This is a genomic window from Pseudomonas sp. GW823-FHT05G12, assembly GCF_058795575.1.
On record NZ_CM179501.1, the window covers coordinates 2310325 to 2333308 of the forward strand.

The window sequence follows — 22984 nt, forward strand, 5'->3', positions numbered from 1 at the left end:
ATTTATATTAATGGTGACCACCGCCATCAAGACGGATGGCAATAGGTATCAACATCGGCGCCAGCAATAAAAGTTAATCATCGCAACTTGTGGCTTAATGCGCCTTGCTTTAGGCCTGCGATTCACAAGCACTACTTTTAATTATTTATCCAACTAAGCTGGAGGCACCACTATGTCCATTGCTCAAACTCGCCCACCACTTCCTCCTTTTACTCGTGAAACGGCGATTGAAAAAGTCCGACTGGCTGAAGATGGTTGGAATAGCCGCGATGCAGAGAAGGTTTCGCTCGCCTACACGCTGGATACCAAATGGCGTAATCGCGCTGAGTTTGCTGCCAATCGCGAAGAGGCCAAAGGTTTCCTCACCCGCAAGTGGAAAAAAGAACTGGATTATCGCCTGATCAAAGAGCTTTGGGCCTTTACCGACAACCGCATCGCCGTCCGTTACGCGTACGAATGGCATGATGACTCCGGTAACTGGTTCCGCTCCTATGGCAACGAGAACTGGGAGTTCGAAGCTGATGGTCTGATGCGCCGTCGCTTCGCCTGCGTAAACGACATGCCTATCAAGGAAAGCGAGCGTAAGTTCCACTGGCCACTGGGCCGCCGTCCGGATGACCACCCAGGTCTGACCGAGCTAGGCCTGTAAGTCATCTTCAACCTGATCCTTTTCACTTAAAGGATCAGGTTTTCTCGCTTAGTAGAGATACGTGATCCCTATTACGGTTCTCTGGTTTACACTCTCCCCTGCTCCATGTTGCGCGTCAGCCCTAGCGGCAAAACTCATACCCTCGATGATCACCAGATGACCAGTACTGGTGGGCCCCACTTTGCGCACACGCAACATGCAGTCGCGCACTGTCTTAATCATTAAGATCGCTGGATACTTCTTTAGCCAGATCAATGAACACGTGCACCGCTGCGCTCAGAAAGGCGTCTTTCCTACGCATAAGGACGGCTCGACGCTGCAAGCGCTCCGGCTCCAGCGTGATGGCCACCAGATCGTCATGGGCCAACGCAATTCTGGCAGGTAATAAGGTCGAAAGGTTCGTCCGGCGAACGATCTCAATGACTGCGCCTAGGGCATTGGCCTCCATCTGAACCCTAGGGCGAATGTCATATTTGCGGCAGTAGCGATCGATTTGCTCGCGCGTGGCGAACTCTGTGCTGAGCAAGACCAAAGACTCAGCACTCAGGCCGTGCGAGGTAATGGAGCGTTCCTCGGCCAGGCGGTGTCTGCGGCTCACCACCAAAGCGAGGGTTTCGTTCAGTAAGGGGAGCGCCTCGATGTCCGGCGTATTTATTTCATCGAACGCGATCCCTACGTCCAGTTCCCCCGCCAAAAGCAGCTCCTCAATGCGCTCCTGAGAGATCTCTTTCAGGTTGAGGGTGATGTTTGGATACCGGAAGTGAAATGCCTCGATCAGCGGCCCCACCAGATAGGTCGTGAATGTCGGCGTTACGGCTACGCGCAATGAGCCGCGGCTGAGGTCGCTAACGTCATGGATGGCGCTTTTAGCTTCCCGCAGCTCCTGCTGAGCACGGCGTGCATAGTGAAGATAGACGTCTCCGGCATCCGTTAAACGTGTTGTGCGTCCTGAGCGGTCGAACAACTGGGTGCCAAGACTTTCTTCCAACTGCCTTACCTGCTGGGAAAGGGCTGGCTGAGATACGTGCAGCGCCGCTGCAGCCTTGGTGAAACTGAGGTGCTCCGCCACCGCAAGAAAGTACTGGATATGTCGAGCGAGCATGGCCTTACCCATAAGATTATCTGATTGCATGCATATTAAATGAGACTTTTACCTTATGTCATGCACTGCTTAATCTTTGTCTCACACCCAGCGACATCGAGACAGCCACCATGAAAGCGATCATCGACGGTTTTCTGAAATTTCAGCAAAACGCCTTCCCGGAGCGGGTCAAACTGTTCAAGGACCTGGCCACCCAACAAAGCCCAAAGGCACTGTTCATCTCTTGCTCGGACAGCCGGCTGGTGCCTGAACTGGTTACCCAGCGCGAACCAGGCGATCTGTTTGTAATCCGCAACGCCGGCAACATCGTGCCGTCGTATGGGCCAGAGCCGGGTGGCGTTTCAGCCTCGGTCGAGTACGCGGTCGCTGGACTTAACGTTGCAGACATCGTGATCTGCGGCCACTCCGATTGTGGCGCGATGACCGCCATTGCCACCTGCAAGTGCCTGGACCACATGCCCGCCGTGGCCGGCTGGTTGCGCTACGCCGACTCGGCCAAGGTGGTCAACGAAGCCCGTCAACACGCCGACAAGCCCAGCAAAGTCGCTTCCATGGTGCGCGAAAACGTCATCGCGCAGCTGGCCAACATCCAGACCCACCCATCCGTTCGCCTGGCGCTCGAAGAAGGCCGCGTGACCCTGCATGGCTGGATCTATGACATCGAAACCGGACGTATCGACGCCTTTGATGGCAGTACCAACGCCTTCGTGTCTCTCGCGGAGAACCCAGAAGTCCACGCTGTTTCCCAGCAAGCCAGGCACGTCGCCTGAAACCTGTACCTGCACCTTTGCCTACCCAGGAGATTCACCATGATCCAGACTCAAGCCACCCGCACCGCTCGCCAAGAACTGACCGAAGTTATCATTCTGGCCAAGGCTCGCAAGGACCTGTCTTTTGCGCAAATCGTTGACGGTACCGGCCTGTCCGAGGCTTTTGTCACCGCAGCGTTGCTTGGTCAACATCCGCTGCCTGAAAGCGCCGCGAAGGTCGTAGGCGAGAAGCTCGACCTCGACGCTGATCAAGTGGCTTTGCTGCAATCGATGCCGATTCGCGGCAGCTTCTTCGACGGCATGCCGAGCGACCCTACCATCTATCGCTTCTACGAAATGATGTCGGTGTATGGGACCACCCTCAAAGCTCTGGTCCACGAGAAGTTCGGCGACGGCATCATCAGTGCCATCAACTTCAAGCTGGACATCAAGAAGGTCGAAGATCCAGACGGTGGCCACCGTGCTGTGATCACCCTGGACGGCAAGTACCTGCCTACCAAGCCCTTCTGATGTAGCTCAGCCCGGCGCCTGACGGCGCCGGGCCACTCCCAACATTTATAACGACTGAGCGCCGATCGGATGCTCACGCCTACTTACGCCCTCAGTACAGGTGATTACCATGAAACTGTTACTCGTTTTGTTCCTTGGCTGCCTTGGTTCTGTTGCTATGGCCGATGACCAAGGTACTCAAACTGCACAACTTACGGTTGAACCCTATCGCTACTCTCAGAGCCTCGATATCGCGCATGTTGTGGCTGTTACGCCGGTGCCCAATGTCTGCGATGTTGTGCCGATGCGGCTGACTTACGACGACTCCAATGGCGAGCGGCATATCATGGAGTACCGGATTATGGGGAATGGCTGTTCCGACAACTGATGCGCCGTTCATACTCCTGCATGACAACCAGCTCCTGGACATCAGGGATGCTGCGATCGAGGCTTAAGATCCTGCATAGAAGGGTGCTCACTCCGAAAATTGCTGTGGGCTCTCTGGCTTCCGACTGAGGGAGATCTGCCCAAGCAAGACCAATCGGTTGTCGACTCGTGGCTCAATTGGGTTTGCCTCGGCACTGCTTCATCTAAGACCGCAAATAGTCGAAAGCAGTCGGGCATTGATGGGAGGAGGATGAAGATGCAATACCAGCGTGCTCAGGAATTGGAACGAGAATTTGATGCTTTGATCGTGTTGATCACTGCGCAGGCAGAACGGCACGTTCCCACTTTGAAAACGGGTAGCCCAGAAAAAATTGCTTTGCATGCATTGGTCGGAGGCATGAGCGTTAATGCGAAAGGTGCGGCAACGCCTGGATGACTTTTGCCGTCCTTTTTCAATGCTGATCGTCCCGCCAACCTGCAAGATCAGAGATAATTCGCCACTTCAAGTATTTGCCATCAAGGAACGGACATGGCACTGACCAGCAAGATCGCTCCCTACAACCCCGCATGGCCCCTCCAATTTCTGGCAGACACGTCACTCATCGCTTCGGCCTTTGGCGATGAACTGATTGCCATACATCACGTTGGGAGCACCTCTGTTCCAGGTCTCGCGGCGAAGCCCGAGATCGATGTACTCATCGAGGTCCGCGATCATTGCAATGTCTCGGCGCGAGACGAGGTGTTAAAGGATTTGGGGTATGTTCGAGGAAGTGACCTATCGGAAGGGCATTATTTCTACCGACGCAATGTGGATGGGATCCGCACGCACAAGCTCCACGCTTGTGTCCGCGACCACATTTCGATCACTCAGATGCTTGGGTTTAGAGATTTGCTCAGGAGCGATGCCTCGATCCGCCAGCAGTATGAAGCGCTCAAGCTTCAGTTGGAGTCGAGCAATACTGGTGGAATGGCTGAATATCTTGAGAAAAAGGGACCATTCATTACCGCCGCGCTCATGAACGCCGGTATCCATAGTTGAATGATCGTTGAGCCGCGAGGGAACTCCGATATTAGATGTCCGCTATGGGTCGATTGCAGCCGCTCACGACTGACCGCTATCGACCCAAAGCAGCCAGTCAGTACAGACTGTTCTCAATCAATCGACTGAAAAATGCGCTGCTTCAACCGTTTTATCAGATGTAAGGGACACCTAGCGCAATTGCAGCGTCTTTTCTCCATTTCTCGATGGCTGCATCTACTGAATGCTGGTCAGCAAGCTCAGCCAATTCAATACTATTGCTATACACACGATACCCCGGAACGGATTCGCTCCTACCCACTTGCCCATCTTCTGGATAGGGAAGTTGGTTCCACACTTTATTATACCAATTTCCTAAGATTTTGTTTGGCTCGTCACAGATTACAACAGAGATAACAAGGATGCTTTGGGAGTCCTCAGCTGTTATCGTTGTATAGTGACCTTGATACTTGTCAAACCCAGTATCACTGCGTACCCATGCACCAAACATCAAGTCACCAGGTAGGTGTTTATCCCAATATTCTTCCTGATTCTGGTGGCGGAGCCATATCACCGAAATATCTAGAAAAGGAAGGAAACGCAACCCTGAATTAGCTTGGTTCTCCAGCCCGCCTAGGTCATTAGGACGAGAAAACGCATAGTCTTGATAATAATCTAGAGCTTCTAGCTTATCACGAATATAGGAAAGTAGATCAAATTGGCGTTTCTGGTAGTTGGCCAGCAAACGATATGCGCGGCGAACATCAAGCAAGGCAGTATTAAGATCTTGATTCATTTCAGGTTCCATCGGTCGAAAATACTTGGCTTGGTGGTCAGATGCGCAGACTTTAATGCGCTTAGCCATAACGTGCGATGAGTGCGTAAACCATGCCAGTAATAACACTCAGAAATATCTGAGAGCATTCGTTGGAGCCCTGGGCTCGGGTGCTCCTTCAGCGTTTCTTCCAGCGCGCAGAATAGTTGTTGCCAGCTACAGCAGACCAGTTTGAATCGATATTCCTTGCCTGGAGGAAGGCTTGTGATGACATCTCTATATAGATCTTCACGTGCTCTATGCCCATAATCGTTCAAGCCGCCTAGCGTCAGCAGGATGCAGTCCTCAGTCAGTTTTCCCTCGCTCCAGCCTGCGCGGAGTTCTATCGCCAATTGACCTGCATATTGTTGCCGAGAATAGTCATGGCGTTTGGCTTCAACCAGCAGCGACTGTTGCCCATCGCTGATTACTACATCAGGTTCGACGCGACGACCATCGGACAAGTACCATGACGGCCAGAAATCGATAGTCTCAATTGCACCAATGGCCACCCCTAATACCGCGGTGAGTGCGGAACTAAATAAGTTATCTGGCAAGTAAGCAAGACGCTCGAAGACACTCGCCGTGAGCACATCCTCAGCACCTTCAGCCTGGCCAAGCTTCAACCAATTTCCTTCAAGGCCAGTACCACGTTTCTTGCCAGAAATGACAGCAGTTAACATAGTTCACTCATCAGGTAGTGAGTTAAAGAGTTGTGCCCGTATATCACATTTGGATTTTTAATGTAAGCCCTATACGCTGAATGCACCTTGGGCTCGTGGCAGCATGACGTCTTTAGAAGTGCGGAAGAGTTTAGCGATTGGAATTAGTGCCTGTACGACCTGGGTTGAACTTTTGTGAGCTGGAGGATTTGCTTGAAGCCAACTTGTGCCCAAGGGTCCTTCGTCGCGGCTGTCCGCTATGGGTCGACAGCGGACTGTGGGAGGTGGGTGTAGCTGACGACCCAGGACGGATCTTGGTTGGCTGAACGCTTGGATGGGGGAATAAAGCTGTCTAAAACCGCCCGAAAGCGTCTCGGTTTTATTGGGCCAAAGTCGCTGAAACTGGCTGAACCCTATTAGACAGGCCAGATGCTCAGGCCGCTTGCGGTGCGGTCTGAGGCTAGATTCCCACGCTACTGCTGCATTGCCGGGATGTGCTGGATGGACTACAGCCGGCGCGTACCAATTTTTGTACCAATAGTGGGATGCAGTTCAGCGAAAGGTCCCGGTATTGAGGTTCTCGCCCGTGTCCGGTGATCTGATATAAAACCTTTCTGGACAGGGTAAGCGCACACTTGATGTAGCTCAGAGCTTCTGAGCATTGAGAGGTGCGTATGACCATAGATAGGGATGGAATGGATTGTGATCAGCAGGTTAGCAGGCCGGCTGAAAACAATGGTCCGCCAGGCGGTCAAGACTCGGAAGGTAAACGGGAGCAGCCCGAGGATCGCGACGATTCCGCACATAATCGGCCCTTTCGAGGCAGGCAGAGATCAGGCCCGCCGGACCCATCGCGGGCATCCAATGCCGAGCGTTATAGTTATCACAAGCGCCCACTGGAGTAACTGCCAGTACAGTGTTTAAAGGCTGGCGGAAGTACTGTTCAGCCCAGCTGATAGAAGCCCAGCCCCGCGCTGGGCTTTTTGCATTCATGCGACGCCCTGAGGGATTTTGATAGCAGGGCTGGGCATCGACGTTCAGCGATGGATGAGCGAGAGCTCGCTGATGATGCAGATCGAGCCGTCCTCGGCGGGCGTTGCGTCGGTGTAGTCGACCTGGTTGTAGACCCCGCCGTGGAACTCGAACAGGCGTGAAGCCCAGGTACTGTCGAGCTGCAAATCGCCCGACGAAGCGGATACCCCGTTGCATTCGGCCGTCACGGTTACCACGCCTTCAGACGTGGTGTGAATGCTGATGTGGAACGTCGCACCCAGTGGCACCCCCTTCAGGACTGTGGAATTCACCGGGTCGGTCTGGTTGAAGGTGCGCCGAAACCCCAGGGTGATGTTGCCCTTGTTCCAGAACACCTTTACCGGCGGGCCGTCGTCCCCGCGTACGTGCATCTGGGCGATGACCACCTTCTGCGCCGAGTTGACCTTGGTCAGCGTCATTGTCTGGCGATTCCAGTGATCCTGGGCGCTGGCCAGCGTCCAGTCTTGCGTTTCCGTCCATTCGCAGCGTGTCCTGCGGGTGCTTTTGCTCGAAGCCCCTTTGGTTGGGGCTGAGAACTGGATCGAGCCATCGCTGAGCACCGTCACGATGCTGGGAAAGCGGGCAATCGCTTCAGCACCGTTCAGCTCCAGAGCAACGGGGTTGGTTGAGGAGACGGCTACCGGCGTGGCGATGGTGAGGTGGCTGATATCTACGGCCATGGGGAACTCCTGGAGAAAAGGTTTGAGTGGCATAGCCGCCGTACAAGCGACGGCTGAACACAAACTTAGCCTTAAGCTAAATCATGGTCAATAGCTTGTGGCTAAATTAATCTCGCTTCACGGAAAATTACCTACTGGCGAAATTTTCCGCAGTGGGGGGCTTTACGCAGGATTTGGCGGTGAGATAAGCTTTTGCTGAGCACTGTACGAATATACAGCTATCAGGATGAGAATATGGCAAGCCACATGAAGTCGGAACCCCATCAGCGCCAGGAAATGACCGGATTAGAGCGGCTTAGCCTGCGGGTATCGTCAATGATCAACCACCCGCTCGCACAGACGCAGCGCTGGGTAGTGGTGCACCGTCTGGATACAGACGGTGAAGCGGAATGGGAGGAGGTGATCGGCCAGCTGCTGGAAATGCCCGAGTTGCAGCTGACGTTCAATGATGACGCTAGCGTGACGGTGCGATGGGCGCGCAGTAGCGTGGAAGAGCGTGATGATTTTATCGTCGAGCGCGACTGCGAGGCTCAGGTCGAGGAGGCTGCACCGTTCTGAGCTTCAGCAAAAGCCCGCTGGTCAGGGCGGGCTTCGGTTTATACAAGGTGGGCATTCCACACCAGCAGGACCCTGGCCTGTATGTAGGTCTCTTCCCGACGAATCATGCGGTCTTTGTGCCGCGAGTTGTCGGAGATCATCTCGAAGTGGTCCTCGTCCGCGATCTGTAGCCGCTTGATGTAGATGTGGTCGCCCCAGGAAAAGAAGTAGATACCATCGCCGACGAATTCGCGGATGCTGACGTCGACGATCAGCGGGTCGCGGTGCCTGATGGTCGGCTCCATCGACTGGCCCCAGCCGGTCACCATCTTCAGGTGATGGTGCTCGCTGAACGTCACGCCCAGTTCGCGCAGGTGGCTGGGGCTGACGCGAACGTCCTTGAACATCTCGGGGTAGTCGTGGGGGATCTGGCCGCCACCCATGGCTGCCCGCACGTCATAGTGGGCGATCCACACTTCGTCACCGACCAGGCCGGGGCGCAGCGGCTCGGCTTCCAGCAGCGTGGCATCTGCAGGCTCTTGCGCCGCTGCCAGCAGCCTTTGCCGGGTTTCTTCGGAGATACCTTTGCCGCTTCGGGCAAGCATCTGTTTGACCAGGTCGGCTGCAGAGAGCTTGTTGTCTCCTGGCTCGACAGCCGCTTGCATGTTTTCGCCTGGCGACAGCGCGTCGAACCAGCCCCGTGGCAAGCCTTCGATGCCCTCGATGCGACGGGCCACGTCATCGCCCAGGTTTTTCACGGTCTTGTCGGAAAGGATCTGGCTCAGGTGTGCAGGCGCCATCCCCCAGCGCTCTGCGCAGGTCCCCTTTCTCTGGCTGCCGATCAGTTTCACCAGGTTGTGCTTGCGAATTTGGTAGATGTCCATGGGGTGAAGCATGCCAGTGTTTAGCTTGCTGCTAAATGTGCGCATGGCTAAATCTGCTCTTGTCGTGATGTTAGCTGTAGGCTAAATTAAGCGCACAAACAAGGAAAGCTGACGAGACATTTTTCTCCAGGGCTGATCACATCATCATCTGTAATGAGGTTCACATGGATCCGACCGACCTCGGCCCGGGTACCGTCGCTTGGCTGGGCGGTACGGGGACTGTATTGCTGGGTGCGTTTCTGTGGCTGCGTAAATGGTTGTCGAGGGATGCAGTCGACCGCGCGATGGACACCGCAGAAATTGCCGTCATCCGCCACCTGACAGAGCTGCTGGACATCGAACGGGATGCTCGAAGGGAGGCGCAGGCAAAAGCTGATCTGCTCACCAAGGAGCGAAACGAGCTGGTGATGACCGTAGGCCGGCTGCAAGGCAAGGTCATGGTGCTGACCAGTAAGCTGGGCAGTAGCGGGCAAACATGAGGTGGCAGCCCGGGCAATCCGTGAAGAAAAAAAAGCCCGCCAAATTGGCGGGCAACAAGGGCGTAGGGAGCAACGCACAACAAATTCGGTTCAGGCAACCAAAGTGCCTGGTTGCAACTGTTCGGCCAGTGCCTGGGCTGAGGCGCGGGTCGGCATCGGGCCGCTCACGGCTTCGCCGTTGCGAACCAGGTACCAGCACGCCAGCAGGCCCTGCTCACGCAGTGAGGCGGGAACGGCGCTACCGACAACGGACATGATCTGGATAGTGGCCATGGGGACCTCCTTTAAAACATGGCTCTACCATACGCAGCAGCCGGATCTGTTTGAAATCAACTTCCTCGATAGTGATCATTGGTCCTGTCAACCTTTACCAGCGCGGTGGCCCGTAATGCACCGGTGGCGGCCCATAATAGGTGCGGTAGCCCGGTGGCGGCGGGGGAGGCGCGTAGTAGGGCTGGTAGTACACCGGCTGTGGAGGCGGTTGTACGTACACCGGCGGCGGCGCGTAATAGACCGGCTGGCGCTCGACATACACCGTACGGTCATGGCCGCCATAAACCGTCGCCCCCACCACGGCGCCGACCACTGCCGCACCCAGCAGGGGCCCCGGCCCATACCAACCACCGTGCCCATGGCCGCCATAGCCGCCGTGAGCTGCTGCAGGCCCGCTGATGGCCAGGGCACCGACCAGCAGGACGATTCCGGGAATGAGACGGTTCATAAAACAACCTCGCAGGAAAACCCCACGTCCGGGGCCCTGTTACTATGACTCCGGTCTCTGTCAGCTGAGCACAGGGGAACGGTAAAGGTTGTGTAAGGGACGACCAGTGGCTGACTCTGTTACGCTGAATAAACGTTTCAGTCATGACCAAGGAGCCTGTTATGCCGACAACTCCCAGCCGGGACACCGTGCTTTGCATCTCTCTGGCCGGTCGCCCCGGCACGTTCGGCGTGCGCTTTCACAACCACCTGTACCAGCAGTTGGGCCTGGACTTCTACTACAAGGCCATGCGCACCGATGACCTGCCGGCGGCGGTGGCAGGGATCCGCGCCTTGGGTATTCGCGGCTGCGGGGTGTCGATGCCGTACAAGGAAGCCTGCATGGCCTTGGTCGACGAAATCGATCCCTCGGCGGCGGCCATCGAGTCGGTCAATACCCTTGTCAATTGCAATGGCCACCTCAAGGCTTACAACACCGATTACCTTGCCGTGCGCCAATTGCTGGCTCAGCATCAGGTCGATCCGGGCACGGCCTTTGCCCTGCGAGGCAGCGGGGGCATGGCCAAGGCCGTGGCCAGCGCCTTGCGCGATGCCGGGTTTGCCGAAGGCATCATCGTTGCACGCAACGAGCAGGCCGGGCGTCAGTTGGCGGATGTCTGTGGTTATCGCTGGGTGCCTGAGACAGGCGACATCTGCCCCCCCATGCTGGTGAACGTCACGCCGATCGGTATGGCAGGCGGGCTGGAGGCAGAAGAGCTGGCGTTTCCCGAGCACGCCATCGCGGCGGCGGAACGGGTGTTCGATGTGGTGGCGATGCCGGTGCAGACGCCGTTGATTCGCCGGGCTCAGGCGTTGGGCAAGCCAGTGATCACTGGGCTGGAGGTCATTGCGCTGCAGGCGCTGGAACAGTTCGTGTTGTACACCGGGGTAAGGCCGACGCAGGAGCAGGTGGATGCGGCGGTGGCATACGCGCGGGCTACCTAGTTAATCCTACCCCCCCTTCGCAGCTCCGGCGGCGAAGGGGGGTACAGGCGAAACCGGATCAGAACACCTCGTGCCCGTTATCCAGCTGTTTGTCGACCAGTGCGCGGCCATGGGCCAGCGACACACGCTGCGCATTTTCAAGGTCGGAGAAGAATTGCATGGGCATCGACATACGCTTGCTGGTGTGCCCGTCAGGTGCCGTGATCAGGCAGCCGGCGGCATAGGGCAGGGGTGAGTCGGGATGGGGCATCACGCTGGCAGTGATGGTGTGCTCGCGGTATTCACAGTGAAGAGATTGCATCGTCCTTACCTCGCTGTGGTATGTGAAGCAGTTACCTTCATATACCACAGCAAGAGGCCGGGAGTTCCCGGCCTGACGAGCGCGCCGCGACGAACGCTTAGCCTTCGAGCTCGGTTGGCTGGATCACTTCGATCCAATAACCGTCCGGGTCCTTGACGAAGGCCAGATGGTTCATGCGGCCGTCCTGCAGGCGTTTCTGAAACGGCACTTCCAGTTCCTCGAAGCGCGCGCAAGCGGCGCGGACGTCGGGTACCGAAATGCAGATGTGGCCAAAGCCGCGTGGGTCGGTGTTGCCATTGTGGTAGGCGAAATCGGCATCGTTTTCGGTGCCATGGTTGTGGGTCAGCTCCAGCACGCCAGGGATCGACTTCATCCACTGGTGGCGGGCGGTGTCATCAGCGGGGATCTGGGCAGGGTCGACCAGGGCCAGGAAGTACAGGCTGAAAGCGGCTTCAGGGAAGTCACGCTTGTCCACCAGGCGGAAGCCCAGAACGCGGGTGTAGAAGTCCAGCGACTTCTCGATGTCCTTGACCCGCAGCATGGTGTGGTTGAAGACGAACTGGGCGGTGGCGGCGTCAGGTTGCGCGGTGACGCCAGGCAGGGTTTGCAGATCGTGCAGGCTCATGGGAACTCCTGAGACGGGGCCGGGCGCAGGGCGCCGGCAAAACAGACAGGCTGGCCATGATACGGCAGTGCGCCGATTGCGCAAATGAAAGCGCCCTGCAAAGGCAGGGCGCTGAAATTAGAGGCCCGCATGTGCGGGCGCGTGATGGGGTCGCTAGTCCTTTAGCTGTTTCGATACTGAGCCAGCCCTTGTGAAAAAAGTGTGAAGCCTGTGTGGGCATTTCATCAGCGTACCCAGCTTTCTACCGTGGCGGCCCCATACTGTTCTTTCCAGGCCTTGAGGCCACGGTGGTTGCCGCCTTTGGTCTCGATTCGCTCGCCGGTGTGAGGGTTCTGATAGACCTTGACCACCCGCGGGCGGCGTTGTTGCTTGGGGGGTGTGCTGGAAGCGCGGGCCACAGCCTTCGGGTCGAGGATGGCGATGATATCGCGCAGGCTCTTGTCATAGCTTTTCATCAGGCCGACTAGTTTCTGCTCGAATTCGATTTCGCGTTTGAGGCCGGCATCCTTTTTCAACGCTTCCAGTTGCGCCATCTGTTCCTGGAGCGCTTTTTCGGCAGCACGAAACTCTGCAAGTCTGGACACTGTAATCACTCCTGTACGTCAGTCGTGGCAGGGCGTGACGAACATTGAAGACGCGTAAAAACGCCGGCCACGCAGTTGGGTTTCACTGTTCGCTGATATCGAGTGTAGTCATTCATGGCTACTGGGTAAACTGCTAACTTTTTGCAAGTAAGGCGGGAACTTTCCTAGTTTTGCGCGCGGTATTCTCCGGTTTTTCTGCGGTTGCACGACAGAGGGCCTAGACCATGGTCCAATGGCCCGTGACAGAGCCTTTGCGCGATCATTTCAGATGATGGTCGACTCATGTTCGGACCTGCCGCAGTACCGTGGCCAACAGGTGCCACAGGTTGTTAACTCGTCTTCATTCTGGATGTTTCCTCGCATGTTTTCCCCTTTCCCCCTCGCCCCTGGGCACCGTGTTACCGGCCTGTTTCTATTGTGTGCCGGTGTCAACGCCCAGGCTGCCGGGTTTCTTGAAGACGCCAGTGCCAAGATCGAAGCACGCAATGTCTATTTCAACCGCGACTTCCGGGACGGTTACAGCAGTTCCAGCCAGGGCGCATCCAAGCGCGAAGAGTGGGCACAAGGCTTTATCCTCAATGTGCAATCGGGTTATACGCAAGGCCCGGTAGGTGTTGGTGTGGATGCGCTGGGCATGTTCGGCTTCAAACTGGATTCCAGCCCGGCCGACAGCAACAGTGGATTGCTGCCCTCGTCTGGCCACGACCCCCGGCACTCGGCCGACCAGTATGCGAAGATGGGCCTGGCGGCCAAGGTCAAGGTGTCCAATACCGTGCTCAAGTACGGTTCGATGATGCCGGATGTGCCGTTGCTCAAGTACAACGATGGCCGTCTGCTGCCGACCCTGTTCCATGGGGCCATGCTCACCTCTGAAGAACTGCACGACCTGAAGTTCACCCTGGCTCGCCTGGACAAATACACCGCTCGGGATTCCACCGACCGCCAGGACATCCGCGTGCACTGCAAGAACAAGCGTTATGCCTGCGATACAGAAGCCGACCACTTCGACCTGGCCGGTGTCGACTACCGTTTCAACGAGCGTTTCAGCGCGCAGTACCAAGTGGCCAAGCTGGAGAATATCTACCGCCAGCACTTCCTCGGCCTGGTGGCCAGTCAGCCGCTGTCGGTGGGCAGCCTGTCGGCTGACATGCGCCTGATCAAGAGTGATGACATCGGCAATGCCCGTGCGGGCGAAATCGACCATCGCGCCTTCAGCGGCATGCTTGGCTACAGCCTCGGAGGCCACAAGCTCAGCGCCGGCTGGCAGCGCATGTATGGCAACAGTGCCATGCCGTACCTGGATGGCAGCAACCCGTACTTGGTCAACTACGCCCAGGTCAATGATTTTGCCGCTGCACAGGAGCGCTCCTGGCAAGTGCGCTATGACTACGACTTCAAGGCGCTGGGTGTACCCGGCCTGACCTTCTTCACCCGTTATATCAACGGCGACAATATCAAGGTGCCGGGTAGCAGTGTCGAAGGCAAGGAATGGGAACGCGACACCGAGTTCAAATACCAGGTGCAAAGTGGCACCTTCAAGGATGTCAGCGTACGCCTGCGTAATTCCACTTACCGCAGCAACTATGAACGGTGGGCGCGAGACATGGATGAGACGCGGGTCATTGTCAGCTACAACTTCTCGATCTTCTAAGCAGCTGCTTTGCCAAATACCGGTAACCGCCTGACAATGGTGGCGGGTTCCCGCAAAGGGCAGGGCAATGAAAGACCTGTTGTTGATCGGTATCGGCGCGGGTGACCCGCGCCAGGTCACCTATGAAGCGGTCGATGCGCTGCGCAGTGCCAGCGTGTTCTTCGTGCTCGACAAGGGCGACGACAAAAATGAACTGGTGCGCCTGCGCAAGGCCATTCTGCAGCGCTATCGCCCCGAAGGTGGTTATCGCCTGGTGCCGGTGGTCGACCCGTTGCGCGATGCGCAGGCGCAAGACTACCTGGGCGCGGTGCAGAACTGGCACCGGCAGCGTGCTGCGCTGTATGCGCGCCTTATCGAGGAGGAAATTGGCGACGGGGAAACAGGTGCCTTCCTGCTGTGGGGCGAGCCCACCCTGTACGACAGCACCCTGCGCATACTCGACCTGGTTCGCGAACAGGGCGTGACGCTGCGCTTGCAGGTCATCCCTGGCATCAGCAGTGTGCAGGCGCTGGCGGCGCGGCATCAGGTGCCGCTCAACCGCATCGGCGAGCCCCTGACCGTGCTGCCGGGGCGACGCCTGGCCGAGCAGGGGGCTGTCGACAATGTGGTGGTGATGCTCGACGGGCAGTGCGCCTTTGCCGGGCTCGATGACCCGGCGTTGACCATCTACTGGGGCGCGTACCTGGGGACCGAGGATGAAGTGCTGATTGCCGGGCCGTTGCAGGCGGTGAAGGCGCAGATACTGGAAGTGCGCGAGCGGGAGCGGGCGCGCAAGGGGTGGATCATGGATACCTATCTGCTGCGCAGAGAGCTGTGAGGTGGGTTGCCTGTATCGGCCTCTTCGCGGGCACGCCCGCGCCTACGAGCGAAACAGGCTCCGCCGTGCTCAAGGGGTACCCAGAATACCCACCACCGTGTCCCGCAACTGGTCGATGCTGAACGGCTTGCCGATCAGGTGCATGCCCTCCGGCACATTGAAACTGTCGGCGTAGCCGCTGGCGAACAGCACCGGTAACAGTGGCCGCAGTTCGCGCGCTTTTCCCGCCAGCTCCTCACCTCGCATGTCCGGTAGACCCACGTCGGTCATCATCAGTGCCAGTGCCTGGCTGGGGTCTTCAAGTACACGCAGGGCGGCTGTGGCGTCTTCTGCCTCGATGACCTTGTAGCCCAAGTCGTCGAGCACTTCGACCATCAGCATGCGTACGATGTCGTCGTCTTCGACTACCAGAAGGTGCATGGTTCAAATCCTGTACAAATGAGTGTCTTTAATCTGTGTACCGCGCGGCATCAGAAGTTCCCGAGGATACCGCTCCATGCAAATAGATGGAACGATTGCAGAACGCAACCTTCAAATACTGGCTCAATGCCCTGCCAGACCCGTCAAAGCTGGTTAGACTCGCATATCAGGACAGGCAGTGGCAGATAACAACAACGACGGATCGGCCACTCTTTTCAATGGACTTTTCTAGCTCGGGCGTTTTCTCATGATTCAAGCAGCCTCGATGGACCAGCGAAGCTTTCGCAAGCTGTTGAGCCGCAACATCGGCCTCCCCCTGGGGGTTGGCCTGCTGGGGGCCGTGGCCTTCGTTGCGGTGATCAATTACCTGCTTTCGGCCATGCAGTGGGTCGAGCACACCGACCGGGTGATCGGCAATGCCAACGAAGCGGTCAAGCTGTCGATCGACATGGAAACGGGCATGCGCGGCTTCCTGATCACGGGCGACGAGCGCTTCCTTGATCCCTACGAGGTGGCCAAGCCACGTATTCTCGGCAGCCTGCAAAGCCTGCGCAGCATGGTCGAGGACAACCCGCAGCAGGTTGACCGTATTGACCGGCTGATGGCCTTGCAGCAGGCCTGGAACGACTTCGGCAGCGAGATGATCAGCCTGCGCCGCAGCCAGGGCGATTACCAGGCCTCGATCGGCAATGGCCGGGGCAAGCGCATCACCGATGAAATCCGCAAGGAATTCGATGACCTGATCATTACCGAACAACAATTGCGCATGGCCCGTAACGAAAAAGTCAGTACCGTCACCGTGACGGCGATTTCGGCTTTCGTGCTGTTCATTGTCGGCCTCAGTGCATTGCTGGCCTACCTGGGCCGTCGCGACCTGCTGGCACTTTCGGCCAACTACGCTGACAACCTGCAAGCCCAGCAACGCTCGGCGCAGCGCCTGGAGCACCAGGCCTGGTTGCGCACCGGCCAGACCCAACTGGCGCAGCAGGTACTCGGGCAGCTGACCTTGCCCATGCTTGGCGAGAACATCCTGCGCTTCTTTGCCTCTTATCTGGGCAGCGTGGTGGGCGCCGTGTACGTGCGCGACGAGCATGGCCGGCTGGTGCGTGTGGCCTGTTATGGCCTGAGTACCGAAGAGCAGGCCCGAGAGCAGATCGAGTCGGACCACCATGGCCTGTTGGCCCAGGCGGTCCGCGAAGGCCGCTTGCTGCGCCTGGAGGAACTGCCCGAAGATTTCTATCGCTTCAGTTCCGGCCTGGGCAGCGGCTTGCCGCGCAGCGCACTGCTGATGCCGGCGACCGAAGACGGGCAGATCAACGGGGTGATCGAGCTGGGTTTCCTGCGCCCCTTGCAAGAGCGGGATGAAGAGCTGCTGGAGCGGGTTGGCGGCAACCTGGGCATGTCCATCGAGAGTGCCCGTTATCGCCAGCGCCTGCAGGAAGTGCTGGCCGAAACCCAGCAACTCAATGAAGAGCTGCAGGTGCAGCAGGAAGAGCTCAAGACTGCCAACGAAGAGCTCGAAGAGCAGTCACGGGTGCTCAAGGAGTCTCAGGCCCATCTGGAAACCCAACAGGCCGAACTCGAGCAGACCAACGAGCAGTTGTCGGAACGCACCGAAGCGCTGGACCGCAAGAACGATGAGCTGAGCCAGGCGCAGCTGGAGCTGCAGGCCCGTGCCGACGACCTGCAGCGATCGAGCAAGTACAAGTCCGAATTCCTCGCCAACATGTCCCATGAGCTGCGCACGCCGCTAAACAGCTCGCTGATCCTGGCCAAGCTGTTGGCAGAAAACGCTGAAGGCAACCTCAGCGAGGAGCAGGTCAAGTTCGCCGAATCCATCTACTCGGCCGGCAACGATCTGCTCAACCTGATCAACGACATTCTCGATATCGCCAAGGTCGAGGCCGGCAAGCTTGAAGTACGGCCCGAAACCACCCAGGTCGAGCGCCTGGTCGAAGGCTTGCGCGGCATGTTCCAGCCGCTTGCCGGTCACAAGGGGCTTGCCTTCGAGGTCAAGGTCGAGCCGCATGTACCGGTCACGCTGTTCACCGACCGTCAGCGCCTGGAGCAGATCCTCAAGAACCTGTTGTCCAACGCCATCAAGTTCACCGAGCGTGGCCAGGTCAGCATGAACGTCAGCTTCCACGCTGACAGCGGTATCGTGTTCGCAGTCCGTGACACCGGCATCGGCATTGCGGCCGATCAGCAGCAGGCGATCTTCGGCGCCTTCCACCAGGTCGATGGCACCAGCAATCGCCGTTATGGTGGCACTGGCCTGGGTCTGTCGATCTCCCGTGACCTGGCGCATTTGCTCGGAGGCCAGATCAATGTCGACAGCAGCCCCGGGCAAGGCAGCGTGTTCAGCCTGATTCTGCCGGAGCGCTATGCCGCCGAGTCCGAAGACGTCGAGCCGCAAAGCCTGCGCCCGGCCGTCGATGCGTTGCCGCCTGCACCGCAAGCGCCGCTGGCCGCCGCTGTCACGCGCCCGGCGCCGGCCTTTGCCGACGACCGCGAGCGGGCCCCTTTCGATACCCGCTGCATTCTGGTGATCGAAGACGAGCCAAACTTTGCCCGCATCCTCTTCGACCTGGCCCATGAGCTGGGCTATAGCTGCCTGGTGGCCCATGGCGCCGACGAAGGCTTCGAGCTGGCGGCCCAGTACATTCCGGATGCGATCCTGCTGGACATGCGCCTGCCCGACCACTCAGGCCTGACCGTCCTGCAGCGCCTCAAGGAGCAGGCCAGCACCCGCCATATCCCGGTGCACATCATTTCGGTGGAAGACCGCGTCGAGGCGGCCATGCACATGGGGGCGGTGGGGTATGCGGTCAAACCCACCAGCCGCGAGGAGCTCAAGGAGGTGTTCGCTCGCCTGGAAGCCAAGCTCACGCAAAAGCTCAAGCACATCCTGCTGGTGGAAGACGACGACCTGCAGCGCGAGAGCATCGCCCGGCTGATCGGCGACGACGATGTCGAGATCACGGCCGTCGCCATGGCCCAGGATGCACTGGCGCTGTTGCGCCAGAACATCTACGACTGCATGATCATCGACCTCAAGCTGCCAGACATGCTCGGCAACGAACTGCTCAAGCGCATGACCGCCGAGGATATCCGCGCCTTCCCGCCGGTGATCGTGTATACCGGCCGCAACCTCACCCGCGAGGAAGAAGCCGACCTGCTCAAGTATTCACGCTCGATCATCATCAAGGGCGCACGTTCGCCGGAGCGCCTGCTGGACGAGGTAACGCTGTTCCTGCACAAGGTCGAATCGCAGCTGTCCAACGAGCGTCAACGCATGCTCAAGACCGCGCGCAGCCGCGACAAGGTGTTCGAGGGCCGCAAGGTGCTGCTGGTGGACGACGATGTGCGTAATATCTTCGCCCTGACCAGTGCCCTGGAGCACAAGGGCGCCATTGTCGAAATCGGCCGCAACGGGCGCGAAGCCATCGAGCGCCTGGAGCAGCACGACGACATCGACCTGGTGCTGATGGACGTGATGATGCCGGAGATGGACGGCTTCGAGGCCACCCGCCTGATCCGTCAGCAACCGCGCTGGCGCAAACTGCCGATCATCGCCGTGACCGCCAAGGCCATGAAGGATGACCAGCAGCGTTGCCTGCAAGCCGGTGCCAATGATTACCTGGCCAAGCCGATCGACCTGGACCGCCTGTTCTCGTTGATCCGTGTCTGGCTGCCGCAACTGGAGCGAATTTGACTAGCGAACGCAACACCGACATCGAGATCCGACTGCTGATCGAGGCGATCTACCTCAAGTACAGCTACGATTTCCGCAATTATTCCGGCGCTTCGATCAAGCGCCGGATTCTCCACGCGCTGCGTCAGTTCGATTGCCTGACGGTGTCTGCGCTGCAGGAGCGCGTCCTGCACGACCCGGGCATGTTCATGCAGTTGCTGCAGTACCTGACGATCCCGGTCAGCGAGATGTTCCGTGACCCTGACCACTTCCTTGCCGTGCGCAACGAAGTGGTGCCGCTGCTTCGTACCTGGCCGTCGATCAAAGTCTGGATCGCGGGCTGCAGCACGGGGGAGGAGGTGTATTCCATGGCCATCCTGTTGCGTGAGGAAGGGCTGCTTGAACGCACCATCATCTACGCCACCGACATCAACCCGCATTCGCTGGACAGGGCCAAGCAGGGCATCTACTCGATGCAGAGCATGCGCGAGTACGAGGAAAACTACCGCCTGGCCGGTGGCCGCCGTGACTTCGCCGAGTACTACACCGCCGCCTATGGCAACGCCATCATGGACAGCAGCCTGCGCGACAACGTGACCTTCGCCGACCACAGCCTGGCCACCGATAGCGTGTTCTCCGAGACCCAACTGGTGTCGTGCCGCAATGTGCTGATCTACTTCAACAAGGACCTGCAGGATCGGGCGCTGGGCCTGTTCCATGAGTCGCTCTGCCACCGCGGTTTCCTGGTGTTGGGTAGCAAGGAGTCGGTGGACTTTTCGGCCTACAGCGACCGTTTCGAGCCGCTGGTCAAGCCCCAACGGATCTTCCGTAAATCATGAGCGGCGTACGCGCAGTGGTGATCGGCGCCTCGGCCGGTGGCGTGGCGGCATTGTTCCAGGTGCTCGGCACGCTGCCATCGGCGTTCGCCATACCGGTGCTCTGCGTGCTGCACCTGCCAGACGACCGCCACAGCCAACTGGCTGGCGTGCTGCAGCGGCGGCTGCATCGGCCGGTATGCGAGGCACGTGACAAGGAGAGCATCAGCAGCGGGCAGATCTATGTGGCGGGGCCGGGTTACCACCTGTCGGTGGAACGCGACCTGACGCTGTCGCTGAGCCAGGAAGAACCCGTGCACTTCTCGCGCCCGGCGATCGACTTCCTGTTCATCTCGGCGGCCGATGCCTATGGCGATGGCCTGCTGGGTGTGCTGCTCACCGGGGCCAACGAAGACGGCGCCAGGGGCCTTGCCTACATCAAGAACAATGGGGGGCGCACGATCGTCCAGGACCCTCGTGACGCACAGGTTGCCCTGATGCCGGAGGCCGCCCTGGCCCTGCACCAGCCCGACCATATCCTTACTCTGAGCGGTATCGGGCAGTTGCTCGCGACCCTGGAATACAGCGCATGCTAAGCCACACTACCGCCAAACTGCTGATTGTCGACGACTTGCCGGAAAACCTGCTGGCGCTCGACGCCCTGATCCAGGGCGAGGACCGCGAGGTGCACCAGGCACAGTCTGCCGAGGCTGCCTTGTCGTTGCTGCTCGAGCACGAGTTCGCACTGGCCATTCTCGATGTGCAGATGCCGGGCATGAACGGTTTCGAACTGGCCGAGCTGATGCGCGGTACCGACAAGACCAAGCACATCCCGATCGTCTTCGTCAGCGCGGCGGGCCGCGAGATGAATTATGCCTTCAAGGGCTACGAGAGCGGGGCCGTGGACTTTCTGCACAAGCCGCTCGACACCCTGGCGGTAAAAAGCAAGGTCTCGGTGTTCGTCGACCTGTTCCGCCAGCGCAAGGTGCTTGGCCGGCAGCTGGAAGCCCTGGAGCAGAGCCGCCAGGAACAGGAGCTGCTGCTCAGCCAGCTGCAGGTGGCACGGTGTGAGCTGGAGCACGCCGTGCGCATGCGTGACGACTTCATGTCGATCGTCTCCCACGAGGTGCGTACGCCGCTCAATGGCCTGATCCTGGAAACCCAGTTGCGCAAGATGCACCTGGCACGCGGCAACCTGGAAGCGTTCAGTGTCGACAAGCTGCAGGCCATGGTCGAGCGCGACGAACGGCAGATCAACAGTCTGATCCGGTTGGTCGAGGACATGCTCGATGTTTCGCGCATCCGGACCGGTAAACTGTCGCTGCGGCCCAAACTGTTTGACCTGGGCCAACTGGTGCGTGGGCTGGTGGAAAACTTCACAGCGCAGGCCATGGCCCTGGAAACACACATCGAATTGCAGCGTTGCGAAGCGCTGAAGGGTGAGTGGGACGAATTCCGGATTGAACAAGTAGTGGCCAACCTGTTGTCCAATGCAATGCGTTACGGCGAGCGCAATCCGGTGCAGGTGCGGGTGTTCGAGCAGGGCGGCATGGCCTGGGTGCAGGTGCAGGATCACGGCATCGGTATCAGCGCCGCCAACCAGCAGCGGATCTTCCAGCAGTTCGAGCGGGTCGCTGCCCAGCAGGCCAGCGGAGGTCTGGGCTTGGGGCTGTACATCTCCGAGCAGATCGTCCAGGCGCACGGTGGCCGGATACAGGTTGAAAGCGAGGAGGGCAAGGGTGCCACATTCACCCTGCAATTGCCGCTGGCAACATTCAAAGAACAAAACGACCAGGCGCGGGCAACCTCTGTGTAAGCCTGGGGTCTGATGGCCAACTGTAAGTATTTCAAGGCGTTAACATGAGTGAAGATGCACAAGATGTGGTTCTGGTCGTCGAGGATGAACCGGCGATTCGCATGATTTTGCGCGACTACCTGGCGGGTGAGGGGTACCACGTCCTGGTGGCTGAGGATGGCGAGCAGGCGTTTGCCATCCTGGCCAGCAAACCGCACCTGGACCTGATGGTGACGGACTTCCGTTTGCCGGGGGGGATCTCGGGGGTGGATATTGCCGAGCCCGCGGTGAAGCTGCGGCCCGACCTGAAGGTGATTTTCATCAGCGGCTACCCGGCGGAGATTCTCGAATCTGGCAGCCCGATCACCCGCAAGGCCCCTATCCTGGCCAAGCCGTTTGACCTGGATACCTTGCACGAGCAGATCCAGTCGCTGTTGCGCTGAGGCATCCGGCCTCTTCGCGGGGCAGGCCCGCGCAGAGGCCCTGGCAGGCTATCGCAGCGTCCGCTCAATGCCCCCGACCAGCAAGTTTTCCATCAGCTCCAAGCCCTGCTCTTCAGGCATTGCTTTGAGCAACCCCGGCAGCTGGTTGAGAAGCGTCGCCAGTACATGCGCTGTGGCGTCCAACGCTTGCCCCGGCAGTTTTGCTTGCGGTGCGATCAGGCGCAGCAAACCCGCCTCATAGCGCTTGCGCAACGAGGCCAGGTGCGCCTGTTGCGCCTCACTCAAACAACACAAATCCCGTTCGGCCAGCCGGAACTGCAGCGGCCGCTCGGCATGCAGCTGCCAGTGCGCAGCAATCAGGCAGCTCAACGCCGATGCCCCACGGGCCATGGCCCGGCGGGCCTGGTCCAGGGTGGCCTGCAGCTCTTCGTACAACTCTTCGATCAAGTCGTACAGCAGGTCCTGCTTGCTGGGAAAGTGATGGTACAGCGAGCCGGCGGTCAGCCCCACATGGGCCGCCAGCTCGCGCATGCTGACCTGGCCAAAGCCCTTTTCGGCAAACAATGCCATGGCCCGGTCACGTCGCTCCTCAAAGTTGGCACAGCGCATTGCGGCATTGACCGGGGGCATGG

The 22984-nt window shown here is 58.7% G+C and carries 28 protein-coding genes; 16 read left to right on the top strand and 12 right to left on the bottom strand.

Translation table 11 applies throughout. The annotated features are described in order from the left end of the window. Positions 1–172 precede the first annotated feature (172 nt). On the top strand, positions 173–649 hold the full coding sequence (locus tag AC3RCM_RS10540) for a nuclear transport factor 2 family protein (protein ID WP_492629582.1): 477 nt from the start codon (positions 173–175) through the stop codon (positions 647–649). A gap of 214 nt (positions 650–863) precedes the next feature. Here the strand turns inward: AC3RCM_RS10540 and cynR are convergent, their stop codons facing one another. Next, positions 864–1751 (bottom strand): transcriptional regulator CynR, encoded by an 888-nt coding sequence (gene cynR / locus AC3RCM_RS10545; RefSeq protein ID WP_492629583.1) that lies wholly within the window; start codon positions 1749–1751, stop codon positions 864–866. 110 nt (positions 1752–1861) lie between these two features. Between cynR and AC3RCM_RS10550 the strand changes: the two genes are divergently transcribed. From AC3RCM_RS10550 to AC3RCM_RS10570, 5 genes are all read left to right on the top strand, one after another. Continuing rightward, positions 1862–2521: a carbonic anhydrase gene (locus AC3RCM_RS10550; protein ID WP_492629584.1), complete on the top strand. Its 660-nt coding sequence runs from the start codon at positions 1862–1864 to the stop codon at positions 2519–2521. Positions 2522–2560: 39 nt separating this feature from the next. Next, positions 2561–3031, top strand: a complete 471-nt coding sequence (gene cynS, locus AC3RCM_RS10555; RefSeq protein ID WP_492629585.1) for a cyanase — start codon at positions 2561–2563, stop codon at positions 3029–3031. A gap of 109 nt (positions 3032–3140) precedes the next feature. Beyond that, complete coding sequence (locus AC3RCM_RS10560; RefSeq protein WP_492629586.1) at positions 3141–3398, top strand: DUF2790 domain-containing protein; 258 nt, start codon at positions 3141–3143, stop codon at positions 3396–3398. A 255-nt stretch (positions 3399–3653) separates the two neighbouring features. Next, positions 3654–3833: a hypothetical protein gene (locus AC3RCM_RS10565; protein WP_492629587.1), complete on the top strand. Its 180-nt coding sequence runs from the start codon at positions 3654–3656 to the stop codon at positions 3831–3833. Positions 3834–3926: 93 nt separating this feature from the next. Beyond that, positions 3927–4436 (top strand): GrpB family protein, encoded by a 510-nt coding sequence (locus AC3RCM_RS10570; protein WP_492629588.1) that lies wholly within the window; start codon positions 3927–3929, stop codon positions 4434–4436. Positions 4437–4590: 154 nt separating this feature from the next. On the opposite strand, the gene AC3RCM_RS10575 is transcribed toward AC3RCM_RS10570, so the two are convergent. The 3 genes from AC3RCM_RS10575 to AC3RCM_RS10585 all read right to left on the bottom strand — a co-directional run bounded on the left by AC3RCM_RS10575 (position 4591) and on the right by AC3RCM_RS10585 (position 7603). Then, positions 4591–5211, bottom strand: coding sequence for a PM0109 family protein (locus AC3RCM_RS10575; RefSeq protein ID WP_492629589.1), 621 nt, complete (start codon positions 5209–5211; stop codon positions 4591–4593). Next, entirely contained in the window at positions 5208–5912 is a 705-nt protein-coding gene (locus tag AC3RCM_RS10580) for an F-box domain-containing protein (protein ID WP_492629590.1), read from the bottom strand. The genes AC3RCM_RS10575 and AC3RCM_RS10580 overlap by 4 nt, the downstream gene beginning before the upstream one ends. A 1016-nt stretch (positions 5913–6928) precedes the next feature. Then, positions 6929–7603, bottom strand: a complete 675-nt coding sequence (locus AC3RCM_RS10585) for a polysaccharide lyase family 7 protein (protein ID WP_064493027.1) — start codon at positions 7601–7603, stop codon at positions 6929–6931. A gap of 234 nt (positions 7604–7837) precedes the next feature. Here AC3RCM_RS10585 and AC3RCM_RS10590 point away from each other — a divergent pair, with 234 nt between their 5' ends. Further along, positions 7838–8161: a DUF1654 domain-containing protein gene (locus AC3RCM_RS10590; RefSeq protein WP_336088570.1), complete on the top strand. Its 324-nt coding sequence runs from the start codon at positions 7838–7840 to the stop codon at positions 8159–8161. Positions 8162–8199: 38 nt separating this feature from the next. On the opposite strand, the gene AC3RCM_RS10595 is transcribed toward AC3RCM_RS10590, so the two are convergent. Beyond that, complete coding sequence (locus AC3RCM_RS10595) at positions 8200–9024, bottom strand: S24 family peptidase (protein ID WP_104961397.1); 825 nt, start codon at positions 9022–9024, stop codon at positions 8200–8202. A 164-nt stretch (positions 9025–9188) separates the two neighbouring features. Here AC3RCM_RS10595 and AC3RCM_RS10600 point away from each other — a divergent pair, with 164 nt between their 5' ends. Further along, entirely contained in the window at positions 9189–9503 is a 315-nt protein-coding gene (locus tag AC3RCM_RS10600; protein WP_457250644.1) for a chemotaxis protein, read from the top strand. Between the two features lie 90 nt (positions 9504–9593). On the opposite strand, the gene AC3RCM_RS10605 is transcribed toward AC3RCM_RS10600, so the two are convergent. Further along, positions 9594–9776: a hypothetical protein gene (locus tag AC3RCM_RS10605; RefSeq protein ID WP_010954600.1), complete on the bottom strand. Its 183-nt coding sequence runs from the start codon at positions 9774–9776 to the stop codon at positions 9594–9596. A 94-nt stretch (positions 9777–9870) separates the two neighbouring features. After that, positions 9871–10224: a hypothetical protein gene (locus AC3RCM_RS10610; RefSeq protein ID WP_492629591.1), complete on the bottom strand. Its 354-nt coding sequence runs from the start codon at positions 10222–10224 to the stop codon at positions 9871–9873. Between the two features lie 161 nt (positions 10225–10385). Between AC3RCM_RS10610 and AC3RCM_RS10615 the strand changes: the two genes are divergently transcribed. After that, on the top strand, positions 10386–11207 hold the full coding sequence (locus AC3RCM_RS10615; protein WP_064493030.1) for a shikimate 5-dehydrogenase: 822 nt from the start codon (positions 10386–10388) through the stop codon (positions 11205–11207). Positions 11208–11265: 58 nt separating this feature from the next. On the opposite strand, the gene AC3RCM_RS10620 is transcribed toward AC3RCM_RS10615, so the two are convergent. The 3 genes from AC3RCM_RS10620 to AC3RCM_RS10630 all read right to left on the bottom strand — a co-directional run bounded on the left by AC3RCM_RS10620 (position 11266) and on the right by AC3RCM_RS10630 (position 12717). Further along, entirely contained in the window at positions 11266–11508 is a 243-nt protein-coding gene (locus tag AC3RCM_RS10620; RefSeq protein ID WP_003256190.1) for a hypothetical protein, read from the bottom strand. A 97-nt stretch (positions 11509–11605) separates the two neighbouring features. Further along, positions 11606–12133: a lactoylglutathione lyase gene (gene gloA, locus AC3RCM_RS10625; protein ID WP_020192077.1), complete on the bottom strand. Its 528-nt coding sequence runs from the start codon at positions 12131–12133 to the stop codon at positions 11606–11608. Between the two features lie 224 nt (positions 12134–12357). Continuing rightward, a complete protein-coding gene (locus AC3RCM_RS10630) occupies positions 12358–12717 on the bottom strand; it encodes a histone-like nucleoid-structuring protein, MvaT/MvaU family (RefSeq protein ID WP_010954596.1) in 360 nt (119 codons plus the stop codon). 361 nt (positions 12718–13078) lie between these two features. Between AC3RCM_RS10630 and AC3RCM_RS10635 the strand changes: the two genes are divergently transcribed. Both AC3RCM_RS10635 and cobF read left to right on the top strand, forming a co-directional pair. After that, positions 13079–14368, top strand: a complete 1290-nt coding sequence (locus tag AC3RCM_RS10635) for an OprD family porin (RefSeq protein WP_064493031.1) — start codon at positions 13079–13081, stop codon at positions 14366–14368. A gap of 67 nt (positions 14369–14435) precedes the next feature. Continuing rightward, on the top strand, positions 14436–15185 hold the full coding sequence (cobF, locus tag AC3RCM_RS10640; RefSeq protein WP_064493032.1) for a precorrin-6A synthase (deacetylating): 750 nt from the start codon (positions 14436–14438) through the stop codon (positions 15183–15185). 69 nt (positions 15186–15254) lie between these two features. Here the strand turns inward: cobF and AC3RCM_RS10645 are convergent, their stop codons facing one another. Next, positions 15255–15605 (bottom strand): response regulator, encoded by a 351-nt coding sequence (locus tag AC3RCM_RS10645; protein ID WP_010954593.1) that lies wholly within the window; start codon positions 15603–15605, stop codon positions 15255–15257. A 247-nt stretch (positions 15606–15852) separates the two neighbouring features. Between AC3RCM_RS10645 and AC3RCM_RS10650 the strand changes: the two genes are divergently transcribed. The 5 genes from AC3RCM_RS10650 to AC3RCM_RS10670 are packed head-to-tail and all read left to right on the top strand — an operon-like array spanning position 15853 to position 22352. After that, complete coding sequence (locus AC3RCM_RS10650) at positions 15853–19320, top strand: response regulator (RefSeq protein WP_336088569.1); 3468 nt, start codon at positions 15853–15855, stop codon at positions 19318–19320. Next, positions 19317–20138, top strand: coding sequence for a CheR family methyltransferase (locus AC3RCM_RS10655; protein ID WP_010954591.1), 822 nt, complete (start codon positions 19317–19319; stop codon positions 20136–20138). Before AC3RCM_RS10650 ends, AC3RCM_RS10655 begins: the two co-directional genes overlap by 4 nt. Then, positions 20135–20710 carry a chemotaxis protein CheB gene (locus tag AC3RCM_RS10660; RefSeq protein ID WP_010954590.1) on the top strand — a complete coding sequence of 192 codons (576 nt, stop codon included), beginning with the start codon at positions 20135–20137 and terminating at the stop codon, positions 20708–20710. Before AC3RCM_RS10655 ends, AC3RCM_RS10660 begins: the two co-directional genes overlap by 4 nt. Then, on the top strand, positions 20704–21930 hold the full coding sequence (locus AC3RCM_RS10665; RefSeq protein WP_129933632.1) for a hybrid sensor histidine kinase/response regulator: 1227 nt from the start codon (positions 20704–20706) through the stop codon (positions 21928–21930). The genes AC3RCM_RS10660 and AC3RCM_RS10665 overlap by 7 nt, the downstream gene beginning before the upstream one ends. Positions 21931–21974: 44 nt before the next feature. Continuing rightward, on the top strand, positions 21975–22352 hold the full coding sequence (locus tag AC3RCM_RS10670; protein WP_003256176.1) for a response regulator: 378 nt from the start codon (positions 21975–21977) through the stop codon (positions 22350–22352). A 48-nt stretch (positions 22353–22400) separates the two neighbouring features. Here the strand turns inward: AC3RCM_RS10670 and AC3RCM_RS10675 are convergent, their stop codons facing one another. Beyond that, complete coding sequence (locus AC3RCM_RS10675; RefSeq protein ID WP_010954588.1) at positions 22401–22982, bottom strand: TetR/AcrR family transcriptional regulator; 582 nt, start codon at positions 22980–22982, stop codon at positions 22401–22403. Between the last annotated feature and the right edge of the window lie 2 nt (positions 22983–22984).

Bases quoted from the DNA above. Each gene is read 5' to 3' on its own strand.
- AC3RCM_RS10595 (WP_104961397.1), bottom strand. From the start codon at position 9,024: ATGGACATCTACCAAATTCGCAAGCACAACCTGGTGAAACTGATCGGC.
- AC3RCM_RS10590 (WP_336088570.1), top strand. From the start codon at position 7,838: ATGGCAAGCCACATGAAGTCGGAACCCCATCAGCGCCAGGAAATGACC.
- AC3RCM_RS10665 (WP_129933632.1), top strand. From the start codon at position 20,704: ATGCTAAGCCACACTACCGCCAAACTGCTGATTGTCGACGACTTGCCG.
- AC3RCM_RS10635 (WP_064493031.1), top strand. From the start codon at position 13,079: ATGTTTTCCCCTTTCCCCCTCGCCCCTGGGCACCGTGTTACCGGCCTG.
- AC3RCM_RS10600 (WP_457250644.1), top strand. From the start codon at position 9,189: ATGGATCCGACCGACCTCGGCCCGGGTACCGTCGCTTGGCTGGGCGGT.
- AC3RCM_RS10610 (WP_492629591.1), bottom strand. From the start codon at position 10,224: ATGAACCGTCTCATTCCCGGAATCGTCCTGCTGGTCGGTGCCCTGGCC.
- AC3RCM_RS10620 (WP_003256190.1), bottom strand. From the start codon at position 11,508: ATGCAATCTCTTCACTGTGAATACCGCGAGCACACCATCACTGCCAGC.
- cynR (WP_492629583.1), bottom strand. From the start codon at position 1,751: ATGCTCGCTCGACATATCCAGTACTTTCTTGCGGTGGCGGAGCACCTC.
- AC3RCM_RS10550 (WP_492629584.1), top strand. From the start codon at position 1,862: ATGAAAGCGATCATCGACGGTTTTCTGAAATTTCAGCAAAACGCCTTC.
- AC3RCM_RS10565 (WP_492629587.1), top strand. From the start codon at position 3,654: ATGCAATACCAGCGTGCTCAGGAATTGGAACGAGAATTTGATGCTTTG.
- AC3RCM_RS10645 (WP_010954593.1), bottom strand. From the start codon at position 15,605: ATGCACCTTCTGGTAGTCGAAGACGACGACATCGTACGCATGCTGATG.
- AC3RCM_RS10570 (WP_492629588.1), top strand. From the start codon at position 3,927: ATGGCACTGACCAGCAAGATCGCTCCCTACAACCCCGCATGGCCCCTC.
- AC3RCM_RS10650 (WP_336088569.1), top strand. From the start codon at position 15,853: ATGATTCAAGCAGCCTCGATGGACCAGCGAAGCTTTCGCAAGCTGTTG.
- cynS (WP_492629585.1), top strand. From the start codon at position 2,561: ATGATCCAGACTCAAGCCACCCGCACCGCTCGCCAAGAACTGACCGAA.
- AC3RCM_RS10670 (WP_003256176.1), top strand. From the start codon at position 21,975: ATGAGTGAAGATGCACAAGATGTGGTTCTGGTCGTCGAGGATGAACCG.
- AC3RCM_RS10540 (WP_492629582.1), top strand. From the start codon at position 173: ATGTCCATTGCTCAAACTCGCCCACCACTTCCTCCTTTTACTCGTGAA.
- AC3RCM_RS10560 (WP_492629586.1), top strand. From the start codon at position 3,141: ATGAAACTGTTACTCGTTTTGTTCCTTGGCTGCCTTGGTTCTGTTGCT.
- AC3RCM_RS10660 (WP_010954590.1), top strand. From the start codon at position 20,135: ATGAGCGGCGTACGCGCAGTGGTGATCGGCGCCTCGGCCGGTGGCGTG.
- AC3RCM_RS10615 (WP_064493030.1), top strand. From the start codon at position 10,386: ATGCCGACAACTCCCAGCCGGGACACCGTGCTTTGCATCTCTCTGGCC.
- AC3RCM_RS10675 (WP_010954588.1), bottom strand. From the start codon at position 22,982: ATGCCCCCGGTCAATGCCGCAATGCGCTGTGCCAACTTTGAGGAGCGA.
- AC3RCM_RS10580 (WP_492629590.1), bottom strand. From the start codon at position 5,912: ATGTTAACTGCTGTCATTTCTGGCAAGAAACGTGGTACTGGCCTTGAA.
- AC3RCM_RS10605 (WP_010954600.1), bottom strand. From the start codon at position 9,776: ATGGCCACTATCCAGATCATGTCCGTTGTCGGTAGCGCCGTTCCCGCC.
- cobF (WP_064493032.1), top strand. From the start codon at position 14,436: ATGAAAGACCTGTTGTTGATCGGTATCGGCGCGGGTGACCCGCGCCAG.
- AC3RCM_RS10575 (WP_492629589.1), bottom strand. From the start codon at position 5,211: ATGAATCAAGATCTTAATACTGCCTTGCTTGATGTTCGCCGCGCATAT.
- gloA (WP_020192077.1), bottom strand. From the start codon at position 12,133: ATGAGCCTGCACGATCTGCAAACCCTGCCTGGCGTCACCGCGCAACCT.
- AC3RCM_RS10585 (WP_064493027.1), bottom strand. From the start codon at position 7,603: ATGGCCGTAGATATCAGCCACCTCACCATCGCCACGCCGGTAGCCGTC.